The 16730-nt window shown below is 61.5% G+C and carries 17 protein-coding genes; 14 read left to right on the plus strand and 3 right to left on the minus strand.

The window, feature by feature from the left end; all coding sequences use genetic code 11:
• The 13 genes from HMPREF2912_RS03705 to pyk all read left to right on the plus strand — a co-directional run bounded on the left by HMPREF2912_RS03705 (position 1) and on the right by pyk (position 11094).
• Positions 1-1104 carry a histidinol-phosphate transaminase gene (locus tag HMPREF2912_RS03705; RefSeq protein ID WP_070683277.1) on the plus strand — a complete coding sequence of 368 codons (1104 nt, stop codon included), beginning with the start codon at positions 1-3 and terminating at the stop codon, positions 1102-1104.
• 56 nt (positions 1105-1160) lie between these two features.
• Entirely contained in the window at positions 1161-1793 is a 633-nt protein-coding gene (gene hisB / locus HMPREF2912_RS03710; RefSeq protein WP_070519938.1) for an imidazoleglycerol-phosphate dehydratase HisB, read from the plus strand.
• A gap of 6 nt (positions 1794-1799) precedes the next feature.
• A complete protein-coding gene (locus HMPREF2912_RS03715; protein ID WP_070519941.1) occupies positions 1800-1982 on the plus strand; it encodes a hypothetical protein in 183 nt (60 codons plus the stop codon).
• 50 nt (positions 1983-2032) lie between these two features.
• Entirely contained in the window at positions 2033-3253 is a 1221-nt protein-coding gene (locus tag HMPREF2912_RS03720; protein WP_070596922.1) for an MFS transporter, read from the plus strand.
• The gene (hisH, locus tag HMPREF2912_RS03725) at positions 3250-3885 is read left to right on the plus strand and encodes an imidazole glycerol phosphate synthase subunit HisH (protein WP_070596862.1); all 636 of its coding nucleotides are present in this window, start codon (positions 3250-3252) and stop codon (positions 3883-3885) included. The genes HMPREF2912_RS03720 and hisH overlap by 4 nt, the downstream gene beginning before the upstream one ends.
• Before the next feature lie 30 nt (positions 3886-3915).
• Positions 3916-4698: a bifunctional 1-(5-phosphoribosyl)-5-((5-phosphoribosylamino)methylideneamino)imidazole-4-carboxamide isomerase/phosphoribosylanthranilate isomerase PriA gene (gene priA / locus HMPREF2912_RS03730; RefSeq protein WP_070596863.1), complete on the plus strand. Its 783-nt coding sequence runs from the start codon at positions 3916-3918 to the stop codon at positions 4696-4698.
• 4 nt (positions 4699-4702) lie between these two features.
• Positions 4703-5506, plus strand: coding sequence for an inositol monophosphatase family protein (locus HMPREF2912_RS03735; RefSeq protein ID WP_070533252.1), 804 nt, complete (start codon positions 4703-4705; stop codon positions 5504-5506).
• A 129-nt stretch (positions 5507-5635) separates the two neighbouring features.
• A complete protein-coding gene (hisF, locus tag HMPREF2912_RS03740; RefSeq protein WP_070683279.1) occupies positions 5636-6400 on the plus strand; it encodes an imidazole glycerol phosphate synthase subunit HisF in 765 nt (254 codons plus the stop codon).
• Positions 6401-6453: 53 nt separating this feature from the next.
• Positions 6454-6798 (plus strand): phosphoribosyl-AMP cyclohydrolase, encoded by a 345-nt coding sequence (gene hisI, locus HMPREF2912_RS03745; RefSeq protein WP_154736475.1) that lies wholly within the window; start codon positions 6454-6456, stop codon positions 6796-6798.
• Positions 6791-7420, plus strand: a complete 630-nt coding sequence (locus tag HMPREF2912_RS03750) for a TIGR02234 family membrane protein (protein ID WP_210396361.1) — start codon at positions 6791-6793, stop codon at positions 7418-7420. The genes hisI and HMPREF2912_RS03750 overlap by 8 nt, the downstream gene beginning before the upstream one ends.
• 173 nt (positions 7421-7593) lie before the next feature.
• Positions 7594-8421, plus strand: coding sequence for an indole-3-glycerol phosphate synthase TrpC (locus HMPREF2912_RS03755; RefSeq protein ID WP_070533247.1), 828 nt, complete (start codon positions 7594-7596; stop codon positions 8419-8421).
• A gap of 41 nt (positions 8422-8462) precedes the next feature.
• Positions 8463-9368 (plus strand): prolipoprotein diacylglyceryl transferase, encoded by a 906-nt coding sequence (lgt, locus tag HMPREF2912_RS03760; RefSeq protein WP_070562730.1) that lies wholly within the window; start codon positions 8463-8465, stop codon positions 9366-9368.
• A gap of 304 nt (positions 9369-9672) precedes the next feature.
• Positions 9673-11094 carry a pyruvate kinase gene (pyk, locus tag HMPREF2912_RS03765; RefSeq protein ID WP_070520168.1) on the plus strand — a complete coding sequence of 474 codons (1422 nt, stop codon included), beginning with the start codon at positions 9673-9675 and terminating at the stop codon, positions 11092-11094.
• A 159-nt stretch (positions 11095-11253) separates the two neighbouring features.
• On the opposite strand, the gene HMPREF2912_RS03770 is transcribed toward pyk, so the two are convergent.
• Both HMPREF2912_RS03770 and HMPREF2912_RS03775 read right to left on the minus strand, forming a co-directional pair.
• On the minus strand, positions 11254-13644 hold the full coding sequence (locus tag HMPREF2912_RS03770; RefSeq protein WP_070565513.1) for a glycogen/starch/alpha-glucan phosphorylase: 2391 nt from the start codon (positions 13642-13644) through the stop codon (positions 11254-11256).
• Between the two features lie 141 nt (positions 13645-13785).
• Positions 13786-14994 (minus strand): amidohydrolase, encoded by a 1209-nt coding sequence (locus HMPREF2912_RS03775; RefSeq protein ID WP_070565515.1) that lies wholly within the window; start codon positions 14992-14994, stop codon positions 13786-13788.
• Positions 14995-15030: 36 nt separating this feature from the next.
• Between HMPREF2912_RS03775 and HMPREF2912_RS03780 the strand changes: the two genes are divergently transcribed.
• Positions 15031-15429 carry a hypothetical protein gene (locus HMPREF2912_RS03780; RefSeq protein WP_070565517.1) on the plus strand — a complete coding sequence of 133 codons (399 nt, stop codon included), beginning with the start codon at positions 15031-15033 and terminating at the stop codon, positions 15427-15429.
• 31 nt (positions 15430-15460) lie between these two features.
• On the opposite strand, the gene HMPREF2912_RS03785 is transcribed toward HMPREF2912_RS03780, so the two are convergent.
• A complete protein-coding gene (locus tag HMPREF2912_RS03785; RefSeq protein ID WP_070683285.1) occupies positions 15461-16579 on the minus strand; it encodes a glycerate kinase in 1119 nt (372 codons plus the stop codon).
• Positions 16580-16730: the final 151 nt, after the last annotated feature.

Here is a 16730-nt window from a genome sequence, read left to right on the forward strand (position 1 = left end):
ATGACTGAGCTGAAGGATCTTCCCCTGCGCGAAGAATTGCGTGGTTCCAGCGCCTATGGTGCCCCGCAGCTGACGGTAACCAACCAACTCAACACCAACGAGAATCCTTATCCGCCGTCGGAGGCGCTGGTGAAGGACATGGTGGAGGCCGTCGAGAAGCACGCACGTCAACTCAACCGCTACCCGGAGCGCGATGCTGTGGAGCTGCGCACGGCGCTGGCGGAATACGTCAGCGAACAGACCGGTGTCACCGTGGGCGTGGAGAACGTGTGGGCAGCCAACGGTTCCAATGAGGTGCTCCAGCAGCTGCTGCAGGCCTTCGGTGGGCCGGGCCGCAGCGCGCTGGGATTTACGCCGAGCTACTCCATGCATCCGATCCTGTGCGCAGGCACGCAGACCGAATTCATTTCCTGCCCGCGCGATGAGGACTTCCGCATCGATGAGGAGGCGGCTCTGGGGGCCGTCGCCAAGCACAGCCCCGACGTCGTCTTCATCACCACCCCGAACAACCCCACCGGTGACGTCACCCCGATCGAACTGGTGGAGAAGATCGTGCAGGCCGCGCCGGGCATCGTCATCGTGGACGAGGCCTACATGGAATTCTCGCCCTCGCCGTCAGCTACAACACTGCTGGCTAAGTACCCGACCAAGCTCGTGGTCTCGCGCACGATGTCCAAGGCCTTCGATTTCGCCGGCGGGCGCTTGGGTTACTTCGTGGCGGATCCTGCCTTCGTGGAAGCCGTGATGCTCGTCCGCTTGCCGTACCACCTCTCCGTGCTATCCCAAATCGCGGCCACCGTGGCCCTTGCTCACAAGGAAGAGACCTTGGGCACCGTGGCGAAGCTTTCCGCAGAGCGGGATCGGGTCGTCGCACGGCTCCAGGAGCTCGGGTACTACGTGGTGCCGAGCGAATCTAACTTCGTCTCCTTCGGACGTTTTGCCGATCAACACGCGGTGTGGCAGGGATTCCTCGACCGCGATGTGTTGATCCGAGACAACGGCGTACCGGGTCTCCTGCGCGCCACGATTGGTCTGCCCGAAGAGAATGACGCCTTCCTTTCGGCGGCTGAGGACGTGGCAGATACAGTAGAGATGGCTAACTGAGAACTGAAACTTGAGCCCAGGAAAAGGCTCATGATGACAAGAAGGAGCGTGGGACAATGAGCGCTGGTGAAGCTACACGCCACGACTTAGGCGACCGCATTGGCCGCGCAGAGCGCGTGACTGGGGAGACAAAGATCTCCGTTGAAATCAACCTCGATGGCACCGGCCAGGCGGATATTTCAACGGGGCTGCCGTTCTTTGACCACATGCTCAACGCTGTGTGCACTCACGGCTCCTTCGACCTTAAGGTCCATGCCGAGGGCGATATCGATATCGATGCCCACCACACGGTGGAAGACACCGCGATTGTTCTTGGCCGCGCTTTCCTCGAAGCACTGGGGGATAAGTCCGGCATCCGCCGTTTCGGTTCCCAGCTTCTGCCCATGGATGAAACGCTGGTGGAGGCCGTCGTTGACATTTCTGGGCGGCCCTACTTTGTCATGAATGGCGAGCCGGAGAACTTGGAGTGGCAGGTTATCGGCGGGCACTACGCCACGGTGATCAACCGGCACTTCTTCGAAACCTTTGCCACACACTCGGCGACGACTCTGCACGTCAACGTGCGCTATGGGCGCGATCCGCACCACATCACGGAAGCCGAGTACAAGGCAGTGGCCCGCGCCCTGCGCCAGGCAACCGAGCGGGATCCGCGAGTAACCGGAGTTCCTTCGACGAAGGGAGCACTCTAAGACGCTATGAATGTCATGGTTCTCATTCTCTTTCTCGTCGCCGGTCTGCTCGTCGGCGGCGCGTGGGCGGCGTATCAGAACGGTTCAGTATTGCTGACTGTGGTCGCGGGCGCGCTCGCGGCGGTCGCCGTGGCCGCCGCGTTGGTCTGGTTCCTCGACATCTTTTCGGCAGGATTGGCGGCAAAGTGACAGATAACGCCCCTCAGAGTGTGTGGAAGGTTGCCGGCTTCAAGGAAACCATGATCGCGGTGGTTTCCGCCTTCGGCGCGTGGTCAGTCTTGCTACCCGTGGTGCCGTTGGCTGTGTTGGATTCCGGCGGATCGGCCACGCTGGCTGGCGCCACAACCGGCGTATTCATGCTGGCCACCGTGCTTACCCAAATGGCGACTCCGATGCTGCTGCGCATCTTTGGCTACCGGCCGATCATGGCGGCGTCGGCGCTGCTCTTGGGCGTGCCGGCGTTGGGCCACATGCTGGGCGACGCCGCCCCAATCGCCCTAGGCTTTTCCGCACTGCGCGGTATTGGCTTTGGTGCCCTGACGGTGTCGGAAAACGCGCTCATCGCGGAAATCACGCCGCGGCGCTTGTTGGGCAAGGCCACTGGAATCTTCGGCCTTTTTATCGGCGCGGCACAGATGGCCTTCCTGCCCGTCGGCCTTGCCGTCGCCGCAGCGTACAACTATAACGTGGTGTACCTCTTGGCCGCCGGCCTCGGCCTTCTGGGTTTCTTTACCTGCATCCTGGTACCGCAGATCAAGGCTGCCCCGGTGGGAGTGCCGGACCCATCGGATACCACTCCGCGTGCTCCAATGTGGAAGCTTGTGCTCGTGCCGGCACTGGCGTTGATGAGCTTCTCCGTGAGCTACGGCGTGGCCTCGAATTTCATTTCGCCGGCCGTGCGCGAATTGGATCCTGAACGCGGCGCGGTTTTGGGCGGCTTCATGCTATCCGTGATTGGTGGCGCGGGCATGATTGCGCGCTACGTCGCCGGTGTCGTGGCGGACCGAGTGGGCAAGCCTGGCACACTCATGATTCCGGCCCAGGCTTCCTCGGTTGTGGGTGTGGGACTCATCGCCGCCGTGCTGTGGCAAGAGTGGTCGGTATGGCTGCTCGTGTTCGGTACGGTCATTTACGGTGCTGGCTTCGGCATCGTTCAAAACGAGGCGCTGTTGTCGATGTTTGACCGCCTCCCACGCGAGCGGCTCTCCGAGGGTTCTGCGGTGTGGAACATCTTCTACGACGGTGGTACTGGCCTTGGTTCGACGGTTCTTGGCGCCGTCGTGGCGATGTCAGGATACAAAGGCGCTTTTGCCGCAGGTGCCGCCATCATTGCGGTGGGCTTGCTCATGACTGCTGCTGATCTAGCTTTGGGTAAGACCCGCGTGAGCGAACTCAATGACATCCAAACGCGCTTGCGCAGGATTAGAAGGCCGAGGAGGCCCGGAAAGGAGCCACGATGAGCTCACACGACGTAGTTGTCCTTGATTATGGTGCCGGCAACGTCCGCTCGGCTGTGCGCGCACTGGAACGGGTCGGTGCCACCGTGACGGTAACCGCAGACCCGAAGCTGGCGGTGGAAGCCGATGGCTTGTTGGTGCCCGGCGTAGGCGCCTTCGCTGCCTGTATGGAAGGCCTGCGTGCGGCCCAGGGCCCACGGATCATTGGCCAACGCCTAGCTGGCGGCCGCCCGGTTCTCGGTATCTGCGTAGGTATGCAGATTCTCTTTGAGTCCGGTACAGAACACGGCGTTTTTACGGAAGGCTGTGGTGAGTGGCCGGGGGAGGTGACCCGCTTGCAGTCGCCGGTTCTGCCCCATATGGGCTGGAACACCGTCGAGCTTCCCGACGATAGCCTTATGTTCCATGGCGTGAGCGCGCAGGATCGCTTCTACTTCGTGCACTCCTATGCCGCGCGGAGCTGGGAGCTCGAGACTGAAATCACTGAGCCGCCGAAGGTAGCGTGGTCCGAATATGGCGGTGACCGTTTTGTCGCCGCGGTAGAAAACGGTGCGCTATGGGCCACGCAATTTCATCCGGAGAAGTCGGGTGACGTCGGCTCGCAGCTGCTAAAGAACTGGATTGGAACGCTTTAAAGAGCCCACTCGAAAGGTAGACTACCCACCATGAGCTTTACACTGTTGCCCGCGGTTGATGTCGTCGACGGTCAGGCGGTTCGCCTTGATCAGGGAGAGGCCGGAACTGAAAAGCCCTATGGCTCGCCGCGTGAGGCCGCCCTTAAGTGGCAGGCCCAAGGCGCGCAGTGGCTGCACGCAGTAGATCTGGACGCAGCCTTTGGCCGCGGCTCCAACCACGAGCTGCTCGCTGAGATCACCACGAGCGTGGACCTTAACGTGGAGTTGACCGGAGGTATCCGGGATGATGACTCCTTGGCCCGTGCACTCGCCACCGGAGCCCGCCGCGTCAATATTGGTACCGCGGCTTTGGAGAACCCCGAATGGATTGCCAAGGTCTTGGCAGAGCATGGTGACCGCATCGCGGTCGATCTCGCAGTGCGGATGGTGGACGGCGAGTGGCGCACGCGCGGTAACGGCTGGGTTTCCGATGGTGGCGACCTCTGGGAGGTCCTCGAGCGCCTTGACGCCGTTGGTTGCACTCGCTTCGTGGTGACGGACGTGTCCAAGGACGGGACGCTGCAAGGTCCCAATATCGAACTGCTGCGTGAGGTTGCGGCCGCCACGGAGGCAAAGGTAACAGCCTCCGGTGGGATTTCCACCCTTGATGATCTGCGTGAATTGGCCCTCTACGAAAATGAGGGAATTGATTCCGCCATCATCGGCAAGGCTCTCTATGAGGAGCGCTTCACACTGGAGGAGGCGCTCGCGGCGGTTGCGGAAGTTACTCCGTTGCCGGGCGAAGAATACATTGACCCGATCGAGGAGAGGTAGGCCAATGGCCCCGATGTCAGGAACCTCCGCGTCGGATCCGCGCGAACTCGTGGCCTTTGCAGAAGCAGCGGTGGACCAGGTTGATGATCTCTTCCGCCGGGGCCTCGGTGCAGCGCCCGCGCGTTTCAAGGGCGAAGGGGACTTTGCCACCGAGGTGGATTTGCTGATTGAACAGCAGCTGCGACTGACGCTGAACCAGCTCACCGGTATCCCGGTACTCGGTGAAGAATCAGGCGGCAGCCTTGAAGAAACGGTGTGGGTTGTGGATCCCGTGGATGGAACCGCGAACTACTCAGCCGGGAATCCATGCTGCGGCATTCTTGTCACGCTTATCCACGAAGCAAAGCCGGTTGTTGCAGTAGCGGATTTCCCCCTGCTACACCGCCGCGTCGTTGCGGCGCAGGGCATGCAGCTGCGAACCAGCGGCGGCCCCTCCACTGGTTTCGGTGGTGGCGAAGAAGCCCAGGGATTCGACGAGGCTCGTGGCCACGTGGGCTGCTCCTCGCACCTGCCGACGGGCCTGTTCAATGATCTCCGGGAGACCGGGCTGCGTCCCCGCATGACCGGGTCCGTGGGTCTGGATAATGCATTTGTGGCTCAAGGCGTGTTTGACGGCGCGGTGAATTTCTCGCCGCACCCGTGGGATAACGCGGCGGGTGCTCTCATGATCAAGGCTGCCGGTGGCCGCGTGAGTGATCCAGAGGGCAACGAGTGGACCGCGCATTCACAGGGATTCGTGGGCGGTACCCCGCAGGTGCATGCCACGATCTTGGATGCCATCGCCCGAAACCCCCGCGGAAGCCGTTGATAGGCGCTTGGCTTGCCTAGGACGCTAGTGCTCGTCGCTGGCGCCGCATACCGGACTTGAATTTCATCAATCGGCAGTTCGATTCGAGCTGCCTTTCATTTCGCTTTGAGCTTTAGGAGGATTGTCACCATGGCTCTTGCCGTGCGAGTGATCCCGTGCCTTGACGTTGATAATGGCCGCGTGGTCAAAGGCATTAACTTTGAAAACCTGCGTGATGCCGGCGACCCAGTCGAGTTGGCCGCCCATTACGACCGCGTGGGTGCTGATGAGCTGACTTTTCTCGATGTGTCAGCGTCGAAGGACGGCCGCGGTACCATGCTTGACGTCGTACGCCGCACCGCCGATCAGGTCTTTATCCCGCTGACCGTTGGCGGTGGAGTGCGGTCTGTCGACGACGTCCGCGAACTGCTGCGTGCCGGCGCCGATAAGGTCTCCGTCAACTCCTCTGCCATCGCGCGCCCGGAGCTGCTGCGCGAGCTCGCGGATGTGTTTGGCTCGCAGTGCATTGTGTTGTCGGTGGATGCGCGCCGTGCTGCAGATTTCCCCAGCGGATTCGAGGTCACCACGCATGGCGGAACGCGTTCTGCGGGCCTCGATGCCGTGGAATGGGCCAAGCGCGGTGAGGAATTAGGCGTCGGCGAAATCTTGCTGAACTCCATGGACGGCGACGGAACCAAGGCGGGCTTCGATATCGAATTGATCGAGGCAGTGCGCGAGAAAGTTTCCGTTCCGATCATCGCCTCCGGCGGTGCGGGAAAGGCCGAACACTTCCCACCGGCTGTCGACGCTGGGGCAGATGCGGTGCTGGCCGCCAGCATTTTCCACTTCGGAGAAGTGGGGATCTCCGAGGTCAAGCAGGCGCTAGCTGCGGCAGGCAAGGAGGTGCGACAGTGACGAGGAACAGCGACAACCCCACCACCGACCCAACGGCTGTCGGGGCTTATGAGCTGAGTGATGAGATTGCTCAGCAACTTAAGCGCAACGAGGCGGGGCTTGTTCCAGCCATCGTGCAGTCGGAGCGCGGTGAGGTGCTCATGTTGGCGTGGATGGATGACCATGCCCTGGCCTACACGTTGGCGACGCGCCGCGGAACCTACTATTCACGTTCCCGCCGCGAGTATTGGATCAAAGGCCTAACATCCGGCAACACCCAAGAAGTGGTCGGCGCGCGCTTGGATTGCGATGGTGACACCATCCTGCTCACCGTTCGTCAGCGCGGCGGGGCATGCCATACCGGTGACCGGACCTGTTTCGATGCACGTGATCTCTTAGGGGAGGAGAATGATGGCTAAGCGCATTGGGCCCCTGTTGATGTTTGTCGGTGCCGTCCTATTGTGGCTGTCTTCCCGCATGACGTGGGTAAAGGCTGCGGTTGAGGATGATAAGGCCGGCTCCAGCGTTGCGGAGCTATCGGGTTCCTTGTGGTCCCTCGAGCTCATCGCGTTGAGCGTTGTGGTCCTCGCCGGCGGTGTTGCGGCCTTCGCGTTACGGCGCACCGGCCGCCGAATCGTATCTGGCCTCACAGCACTTGCCGCGGCGGCTGCGGGATGGCGCCCAGTTGCGTTGCTGACCGCCGGCCCAGAGGCGGAGCGCGCCGAGGAACTGCTGCAGGGAGGCACGAATGATACCTCCGTGGAGTCCACAACCATTTCTGATTGGGCCACGGTGCTCTCCGCGGATGCCTCGACTGCCGGCCCTGTCCTCGCCATTGTCGGCGCTGCGCTCGCACTCTTTGGTGCGGTCATGGTGGCCAGCAACCCGGGGGGCGATAAGCCCCGTACTGCCAAATATGAGACTCCGGCGGTACGGCAGGAGCGCCTGCAGGAAGATCTAGAAACCTCTCAGGATTCTGGTCGCGTGATGTGGGACGCTTTGGACGCCGATATCGACCCCACAGATCCCCACACCACCTAAGGGGAGCCGACGGCACGAGCCGCCGGCTCGTCTCATCTCCACCAGGGGGTGTTGCGCTGATAGAAGGGGACCCCGGATTTCTGGTTGGAGGTAAGAGCGCGCTAGCCTAAGTGTGATCTCGAACTCCATCCTGTTTCTTTCATTGAGTTTCCTTCGGGGAAGGGAGGTGCTCCATGCCTACCCCGATTGCCGTCGATCACCTCGTGGCCGGCGTACTAGCTGATGTCGCCGCGCGGGAGGCCCGCGTTCCCTTCAAGGAAGTAAAGGCGCGTTCCCGAGACATGGATGCCCCGCGCGATGCTGCACAGGCTTTGCTGCGTCCGGGATGCTCTATCATTACCGAAATCAAGCGCGCCGTACCTTATGGCGGTGAAATTGCGCATTTGGAGAGCCCGCAGTCCGTGGCAACGCTGGCGCATAGCCTGGAGGAAGCCGGAGTGCATGTGATGGCGTGCCAAACGGATCGCCGCCGCTTCCACGGTTCCCTCGAAGACATGCGGGCGGCCCGGTCCGCCGTTGACATACCGATGCTATGCCGCGACACCATCGTCGACCCCTATCAGATCCATGAGGCGCGGTGCTATGGGGCGGACGCGATTCCCCTGCAAGTGGAGCTGCTCGACCAGGCTCGCCTCGAGTCTCTCCTAGACCGCGTGGAATCCCTCGGCATGACCGCCATCCTCGAAGTTCGTACGTGCGCTGAGGTAGATCGCGTCATTAAGGCAGGGGGAACTGTCGTGGCGATCAATGCGTGGTCTTTGGCCTCCGATGCTATTAATCGGGAGGCCTTTTCTACTATTTCGCCGGGTCTTCCTGAGAGCATGACGCGCATCGCGGTAGGTGGGGTCAACAGCCCGCGAAACGTGTTGTCCTATGCTTCTCAGGGCGCTGATGCAATTTTGGTTGGTGAGTCCATCATGGCTGCCCAAGACCCCATGGCCTTGGCGCGTTCTTTGGTGGCTACCGGCCAGCATCCGGCGTGCCCTTCGCGCAGGACCTAGACGCGTTGTAGTGGGCGTTATTTTCAGGCACACTGTTTCCCGTGCAAATTTACAATCTCGCCAACATTCCCTCTCCGCCGCAAGGCGTGTGGCATCTAGGTCCGGTCCCAATTCGCGCTTATGCCATGTGCATCATCGTCGGCATCCTCGTTGCGATGTGGATGACGCTGCGCCGCTATACCGCCCGCGGTGGAAACCCGGATGTGGTGTGGGATGCGGCCTTGGTGGTGATACCGGCCGGAATTATTGGTGGGCGCCTCTACCACGTGATTACGGATAACGAAAAGTACTTCTGTTCCACGTGCAATCCAGTTGATGCGCTGAAGATTACCAACGGCGGCCTCGGCATTTGGGGCGCAGTGGCGCTAGGCACAATAGCGGTGTGGATCATGTTCAAGGTTAAAGGCATCCCATTGGGGCCATTTGCGGACGCCGTCGCGCCCGGACTTGTCTTGGCCCAAGCTATCGGGCGCTTGGGTAATTGGTTCAATCAGGAGCTCTACGGCCGTGAAACCACGGTTCCGTGGGCCTTGGACATCTACTACCGAGTAAATGACAGCGGCGCGTACGCACCAATCAGCGGACGCTCGACCGGGGAAGTAGTGACCTCAGTGCATCCGACCTTCCTCTATGAACTGTTGTGGAATGTGGCGGTGTGTGTGTTCCTGCTGTGGGCGCACAAGGCGTTCAAACTCGGCCATGGCCGAGTGTTCGCGCTGTACGTTGCCGGATACACGGCGGGGCGCTTCGTTGTAGAAAACATGCGCGCTGATGAGGCCACGCACATCTTCGGGTTGCGTGTCAACGTCATCGTTTCGGTGGTCTGCTTCGTTGTTGCGCTCATCGTGTACTTCCGGTTGCCACGTGGGCAGGAGTCACCGGAGGAAGTGGATCCCGCTCGTGCCGCGGAAGTTGAGAAGAATGGTGGCTCCGCAGGCTTTAATTAGGTACAGCTTTCGTAGCGTCTGCCTGTTTTAGGCGCTGAAAACAGAAAAAGTAGCCGGGATCACACACGGTGTTTTTGAGCTCTTATTCGGAAGCCTGAGGTTCCGAATAATGAGTACGAAATGCCCAGATGTGCCCGGTTGTTCCCGTTTGTTGCCGAATATTTGGGGCGTTGCTCAGCTCCGGAGAGCACTCGGGACGAGGGTTGAAAATGTGCTACGAGCGCCATTCGTGGTGGCCGAGACCAGTAAACCGGGGTAGTTTGGGAACCGTTAGAAGCTCCCGATGTGAGTAAGGCATTCCATGTTGGATAGAAGAACCAAAATCGTTTGTACGTTGGGTCCCGCGGTAGCAAGCAAGGAAGGAATCCTTGGCCTCGTTGAAGCGGGCATGGACGTGGCGCGTCTGAACATGTCTCACGGCGAGCACGCGGATCATGAAGCGAACTATCGCTGGGTCCGCGAGGCCACCGATGAGACCGGCCACGCCGTCGGTGTGTTGGCGGACTTGCAGGGTCCGAAGATCCGTCTGGGTCGCTTCATCAACGGTGAAGAGATGTGGAAGGACGGCGAGATCGTCCGCATCACTGTTGAGGACGTGGAAGGCACGCACGACCGCGTGTCCACCACGTACAAGAACCTGGCGAAGGACGCGAAGCCGGGTGACCGCCTGCTTATCGACGATGGCAAGGTCGCCGTCGTGTGCAAGGAAGTCGACGGCAACGACGTCGTCTGTGAGGTCACCGAAGGCGGTCCGGTCTCGAACAACAAGGGCGTGTCCCTGCCGGGCATGGACATTTCCGTCCCGGCCCTGTCGGAAAAGGACATCGCAGATCTCCGCTTCGCCTTGAAGCTTGGTGTGGACTTGATTGCTCTGTCCTTCGTGCGTTCCCCGGCCGACGTGGACAAGGTCCACGAGATTATGGATGAGGAAGGCCGCCGCGTTCCGGTCATCGCCAAGCTGGAGAAGCCGGAAGCTGTCGATGCCCTCGAATCCATCGTGCTGGCATTCGATGCCATCATGATTGCCCGCGGTGACCTCGGCGTCGAGGTGCCGCTGGAGCAGGTTCCGCTGTTCCAAAAGCGAGCCATCCAGATTGCGCGTGAGAACGCCAAGCCGGTAATCGTGGCAACGCAGATGCTCGATTCCATGATTTCCAATCTGCGGCCGACCCGTGCGGAGGCGTCCGACGTTGCCAACGCGGTGCTCGACGGTGCCGATGCAGTCATGCTCTCCGGCGAGACGTCCGTGGGCATCGACCCGCAGAATGTCGTGCGCACCATGTCCAAGATCGTCGCGAATGCCGAGCAGGGTGGCCGCGTTCCTCCGCTGACGCACGTTCCGCGCACCAAGCGCGGTGTCGTGTCCTACTCCGCACGCGATATCGCTGAGCGCCTTAACGCGAAGGCAATCGTAGCGTTCACCACCTCCGGTGATACCGCAAAGCGCGTGGCTCGTTTGCACTCGCCGCTGCCGCTGCTTGCCTTTACCCCGCACCCGGCCGTGCGCTCGCAGCTGGCCTTGACCTGGGGCGCCGAGACCTTCCTGAGTGAATCGGTGGAGTCCACCGATAACATGATGGAAGCCATCGATGAGGCGCTGCTGGGGATGGATAAGTACAAGGAAGGCGACATGATCGTCGTCATCGCCGGTACGCCTCCTGGAATCTCCGGTAACACCAACATGATTCAGGTCCACGAGCTGGGTCAGACGCTGCGCGATAAGTAGGGCTCTCGCGCAGTAAGGCAACGCCGCCTCACTCGGCCTCTTTCCCGCAATGGCGGAAGGGGGTAATTGAGTGGGGCGGCGCTTTTGCCTTGAAGGAGCCTTGAAGGACTACCCATCTAAGGGTTAATAGGCACTAGCGCGCCTATTAACCCCGTCTACCTAGACGTTGGCGATGGGAGTCGGGGCCAGCTTCCACACCTCGTTGGCGTAGTCGGCGATTGTGCGGTCGGAGGAGAAGCGGCCGGAGTAGCAGATATTAAGCCATGCCTTCTTGGCCCATGCCAGCTCATCAGCGTCATAGTCGGCTGCCATGCGGTCGCGGGTCTCGCGGTAGTCGGCAAAGTCCCCAAGAACGTAGTAGGTGTCCTGGGCGTGCTCGCCAAATCCATCGAGCAACGAGGAGCGAAGATCTCCAAACATGCCCGCATTTTCAGAGCCCAGCGTGCCATCGGTGAAGGCGTCGAGGACGCGTGCCAAGCCCGGAACCGTGTTGTAGAGCTCACCCGGGTTGTACTCGGCGCGCAGCTGCGGGATCTCCTCGTTGCGGGCACCGAAGATGTAGGCGTTTTCTTCGCCCACTGCCTCGACGATCTCCACGTTGGCGCCGTCCATGGTGCCCAAGGTCAGGGCACCGTTCATCATGAACTTCATGTTGGAGGTGCCGGAGGCTTCCTTGCCAGCGACGGAAATCTGCTCGGAGACGTCAGCGGCCGGGATGATGTGCTCGGCGGGGGAGACGTTGTAGTTCTCAACGAAGACCACGTTGAGCACGTCCTTGGTGGCTGGGTCGTTGTTGACCACGTCACCGATGGCGTTGATGAGCTTGATGATGGCCTTGGCGCGGACATAGCCCGGGGCGGCCTTCGCGCCGAAGATGAAGGTGCGCTTCGGGACGGTCTCGCCGTCGACCTTGATGCGGAAGTACAGGTCCAGGATGTAGAGTGCGTTCATCAGCTGGCGCTTGTACTCGTGCAGGCGCTTAATCTGGACGTCGAAGATGGAATCCGGGTCCACGGTTGCGCCCTGGTGCGCGTCAATCCAGGCGGCGAAATCCTGCTTGTTGGCGCGCTTGATATTGATGAGTTGGCGCAGTACCTTCTCATCCTCTGCCAAAGGAGCCAGCTTCGCCAGCTCAGTCAGATCGGTGACCCAGGCATCGGAGCCAGCTTGTTCTGTGAGCAGGTCGGACAGGCGCGGGTTGCACATGCGCAGCCAGCGACGCGGGGTCACACCGTTGGTCTTGTTGTTGAACTTCTCCGGCCACAGCTCGTGCCACTCGGAGAGCGTGTCAGCCTTGATGATTTCGGTGTGCAGGGCAGCGACGCCGTTGATGGAGTACGCGGCATAGCAGGCGATCCACGCCATGTGCACGTGGCCGTCGGATACCGGGGCCATGTAGTCGATGCGGCCCTGATCCAAGCCGCGTTGGGCCATGTCCTCGCGGAAGCGGCGGTCGATCTCTTCCACCAGTTCCCAGATGCGCCAGAACAGCTTCTGGAAAATGGACACTTCCCAGCTCTCTAGGGCCTCAGCCAGCACAGTGTGGTTGGTGTAGGCGAAGGTCTCGGTGACGACCTTCCATGCGTCATCCCAGCCCATCCCGTGTTCGTCGAGAAGCAGGCGGAGCAATTCCGGGATGGCCAGCACCGGGTGGGTGTCATTGAGCTGGATGCAGTTGTACTCAGCGAAGCCGGTGAGGTCCTCACCGTGGTGCTCGATGTAGTTATCGATCATCTGCTGCAGCGAGGCCGAGACGAAGAAGTACTGCTGGCGAACGCGCAGTACCTTGCCCTCGTAGGTGGTGTCGTTGGGGTAGAGCACGCGGCAGATATCCATGACACGCTCGCGCTCGACGATGGCCTCGGTGAAGCGCTGCGAGTTGAAAGCATCGTAATCGAATTCATCGATGGGTTCGGACTTCCACAGGCGCAGGGTGCCCACGTTATCGGTGCCATAGCCGGTAATCGGCATGTCATAGGGGATGGCGCGCACGTCCATGTCGTCGAAGTGGACCAAGCGCTGCTCGGAAGCGCGGCGAATGATGAAGTCGTAGCCGTTTTCCATCCATGCATCCGGCTCCTCGCGCTGGAAACCGTTGTCGAAGGACTGGCGGAACAAGCCGTAACGGTACAAGAGGCCATAGCCGGTCACCGGGTAGTCCTGGGTGACGGCGGAGTCGAGGAAGCAGGCGGCGAGGCGGCCCAAGCCGCCGTTGCCGAGTGCGGCATCGTGCTCGGCTTCGAGGACATCAGCCAACTCGTGGCCCGCAGCCTTAGTAGCGGCGCGGGCCTCATCGACGAGCCCGACGTTGGTGAGGTTGTTGAGCAGGGCACGACCCTGCAGGAACTCAGCGGAGAAGTAGTGCTGCTGACGAGTGGCGGCGTAGGCGCTGCGGGTGGCCTCCCAATTGTCTGCAATCTGCTCCATCACCGAGGAGGACAGACCGGACCAAAACTTGCGGTCGGTCGCACGAGAGGGGGAGACGCCGGCTGCGGCGCGAACGTGTCCAGGAACTGCGGATTGGAAATCGGAGTGCTGGGGTTGGCTCATGAGAATCCCTTCACTTGAGGCATATAAATGCGGAAAAATACCAACTCCCAAGCTTAACCAGTTCTGTATGCGCCTGCAGACCAGGACACTGACCAACGTTTCACGCAGACCGTGATGCCGAGTGGCGTTGGGCACAGAGGCTTAGCGTCCAAGGAAAGACAGAACGGCGGCGGCCCCGGCGCGAGTGGCCGAGCGCATCGTGGGCTCATAGTCCGGTAGGAAGGTAGCCTGGTGGTTAACGGGCGGGTTGTCGAGGAGGTTTTCCGGTGTGGAGCCGATGAACCAGAAGTAATAAGGCACGCCCCAGGCCTGCGGGAGATAGCAAAAGTCCTCGGAGACGGTGGAGGGCGCGGCGGTGACGGAGAGCTCGCCGAAGACCTCATCGAAGGAGGCGCGAACAGCCTGGTGGGTGGCAGCGTCGTTATCGGTGACCTCGCCGTGAGCGAAGTATTCGAAGGTCGGTGCTACCGGGCACCCGGACGCCTCGCATTCGGCGCGCACCATGCGCTCGAGGGAGGCGTAGACGCGCTCGGCCAATTCCGGTTTGTAATAACGCGTGTTGAGCACTAGCTCGGCGCCGCCTGGAATGATGTTGTTCTTATCACCCGAATGTAGCTCGCCCACCGAGATGACGAAGAAGTCATGGGGAGGAACTTCGCGGCCGACGATGGCCTGCAGACGCGTGACCACCATGGCGGCCACATAGGAGGGGTCGATGGCCTCGTGCGGCATGGAGGCGTGCGCCGAGCGCCCCGTGATGCGAATGCGAAGGGAGTCGCAGCCGGCCAGGATGGGGCCGGCGGTGGATTGGATTTGCCCAGCGGGGCCCGGCATGACGTGCTGGCCGAAGCACACATCCGGTGCGGGAACGCGCTCGGTGAGCCCGTCGGCGATCATGAACTTAGCTCCCATGGACGATTCTTCGGCGGGCTGGAACAGTGCTAGGAAGGTGCCGCGCCAGGCGTTGTGGTGGGTGTCGAGAATCGCGCACGCGCCGAGCAACGCGGTGGCGTGCACATCGTGCCCGCAGGCATGCATCGCGCCGTTGGTGGAGGCGAAGGGGACGCCGGTTTCCTCGGCTACAGGGAGGGCATCGAAATCGGCCCGCATCAGCGCGGTGGGGCCATCCCCATTGCGGAAGATAGCGACGATACCGTGTCCGCCGATGCCGGTGACGAGTTCACAATCGTAGTTTTCTAGTTGTTCCAGAATCCGCCCGGCGGTGCGTTCCTCTTCATGGGAGAGCTCAGGATGGGCATGCAGATCCTCATAGAAGGCCCGTTGCCAGCTGAGATCGACGGAATCGTTCACTAAGAGCTCGGTCAGACGAGAAAGTGTGGGATCTGCCATAGTTACTGTCCTCCAAGTTTGGGTAGGGTTACCTACATGCCATTGATTCACTTTGATGTTCTGGTGCCGGATGCCCAAGCCGAGCGTGTGGCCGAAATCTTTAGTACTGCCACCCACAAGCTGGTGGACAGCAACTCGCTGGCCTCTGCTGAGGTTACTCGTGTGCACGAGCCCGCACTCCCGGAGGGGTTGGAAGAGCAGCTGCGCCAAACCTACCGGGAGGAGCACGAAGAGCGTGACCTCGAAGACGCAAATGTTTACCGCTACGCCATCGACGTCGATGGCGTCAAGGGGTCTGTTAACCAGCTGACCATGGTCCTCGCGCGCCTGTTAACTCCGCATTCGGTCTTGCCGAAGGATCACGTGTTGCTGGAGGATGAGCTCGCCCACGAGCGCCCGGCCATCTTCCCGTGGGCGGTGCAAGTAACCCCTTAGTCCTGCAGAGAAGGTTTAGCCCCGAAGAGAGCTAGCTCTGTAGAAAGCTGCGGACGAGGCGTTCGGCTGCGGCGCTCAAGCGCTGGGCGACGTCCCCGCGTCCCTCCCCGCCGAGCTCCTCTAGGAGTGCGCCTTGCGGCGCCGGTGCCGTAGCGGAGCCAGCGATGATGCCCAGCGTCGGCGGCCCGGTCATCTCCGCCAGCGTGCCCACGACTTTTCCGGTGAGCGATTGCTCGTCGAAGCGCCCCTCGCCAGTGAGGACGAGATCCGCCTCGGCGATGCGCGCGGGTAGGTCGAGCGCCTCGGCCACATAGCGCCCGCCGGGAACGATGCGGCAGTGCTCCGCCGTGCCCCACAGTGTGCGTGAGAGCCAGCTTAAGGCGATGGGGATGCCGCCGGCGGCACCCAAGAACTCTGCTTGCGGGTCGGTATCCGTGACCTCGCATAGCTTCAGCATCGCGCCGGCGAGCAGCGCCACCTGTTCGCCCTCGGCGCCCTTTTGAGGGCCGTACATCGTCGCGGCCTGGATGGGCACGGCGCGGGTGTCCGTAACCAAGGTGTAGTCCATCATCGCCGCCTTCATGTTGAGCTGTGCGGTGTCGATGTGATCGAGGTTGACCAGCGGGGCGCCGCCTTTGGGCAGGGCGTAGCCGCGGGAATCGTGGGCGGCGGCGCCGAGCGCGGCGAGGATGCCGAGCCCGCCGTCGATGCTGGCGCTGCCGCCAAGCCCCAAGACGATGTGCTTGGCGCCGCGCGATTCGGCGTCGGCAAGCAGCACTCCCGTGCCATAGGAATCCGCGTGGAGCGGATCGAGGGCGTCGGAGACAGCGGGCAGGCCGGTGGCCGCCGCGACGTCGATGAAGGCCGTGTCACCAACGAGCTGGTAGCTGGCCTCAGTCAGCCGCCCGATGGCATCGGTGGTGGGCAGCGTAATGGTCTGGCCCGCCGTGCCGTTGCGGTGTACGGCGGCGCTGGCGAGTACCTCCGCGGTGCCCTCGCCACCATCGGCCATGGGGAGAGTGGTCACCTGTGCCGTAGCGGCGTGCGGGGAAGAGCCGAGGGCGCGGCGCGCGCCCAAAGCAATGGCGGCGGCGGCTTCGGCGGCAGTGGCGGTGCCTTTAAATGAGTCGGGGGCAACAAGTATGCGCATGTTCATGAGTATATGGAAGCAGAAGCGGGAAAAAATTTTCGCCCTCTGACCTGCTTTTAAAAAATTTCCCCGTACGTTCGTCTTGCAATTTAGGTCGATTGATAGAAAACTAGCGGTTGTTCAACGGAGGACGCACCAGCAGCTAAACACG

This window comes from Corynebacterium sp. HMSC056E09 (assembly GCF_001813425.1).
Taxonomy (GTDB): domain Bacteria; phylum Actinomycetota; class Actinomycetes; order Mycobacteriales; family Mycobacteriaceae; genus Corynebacterium; species Corynebacterium hesseae.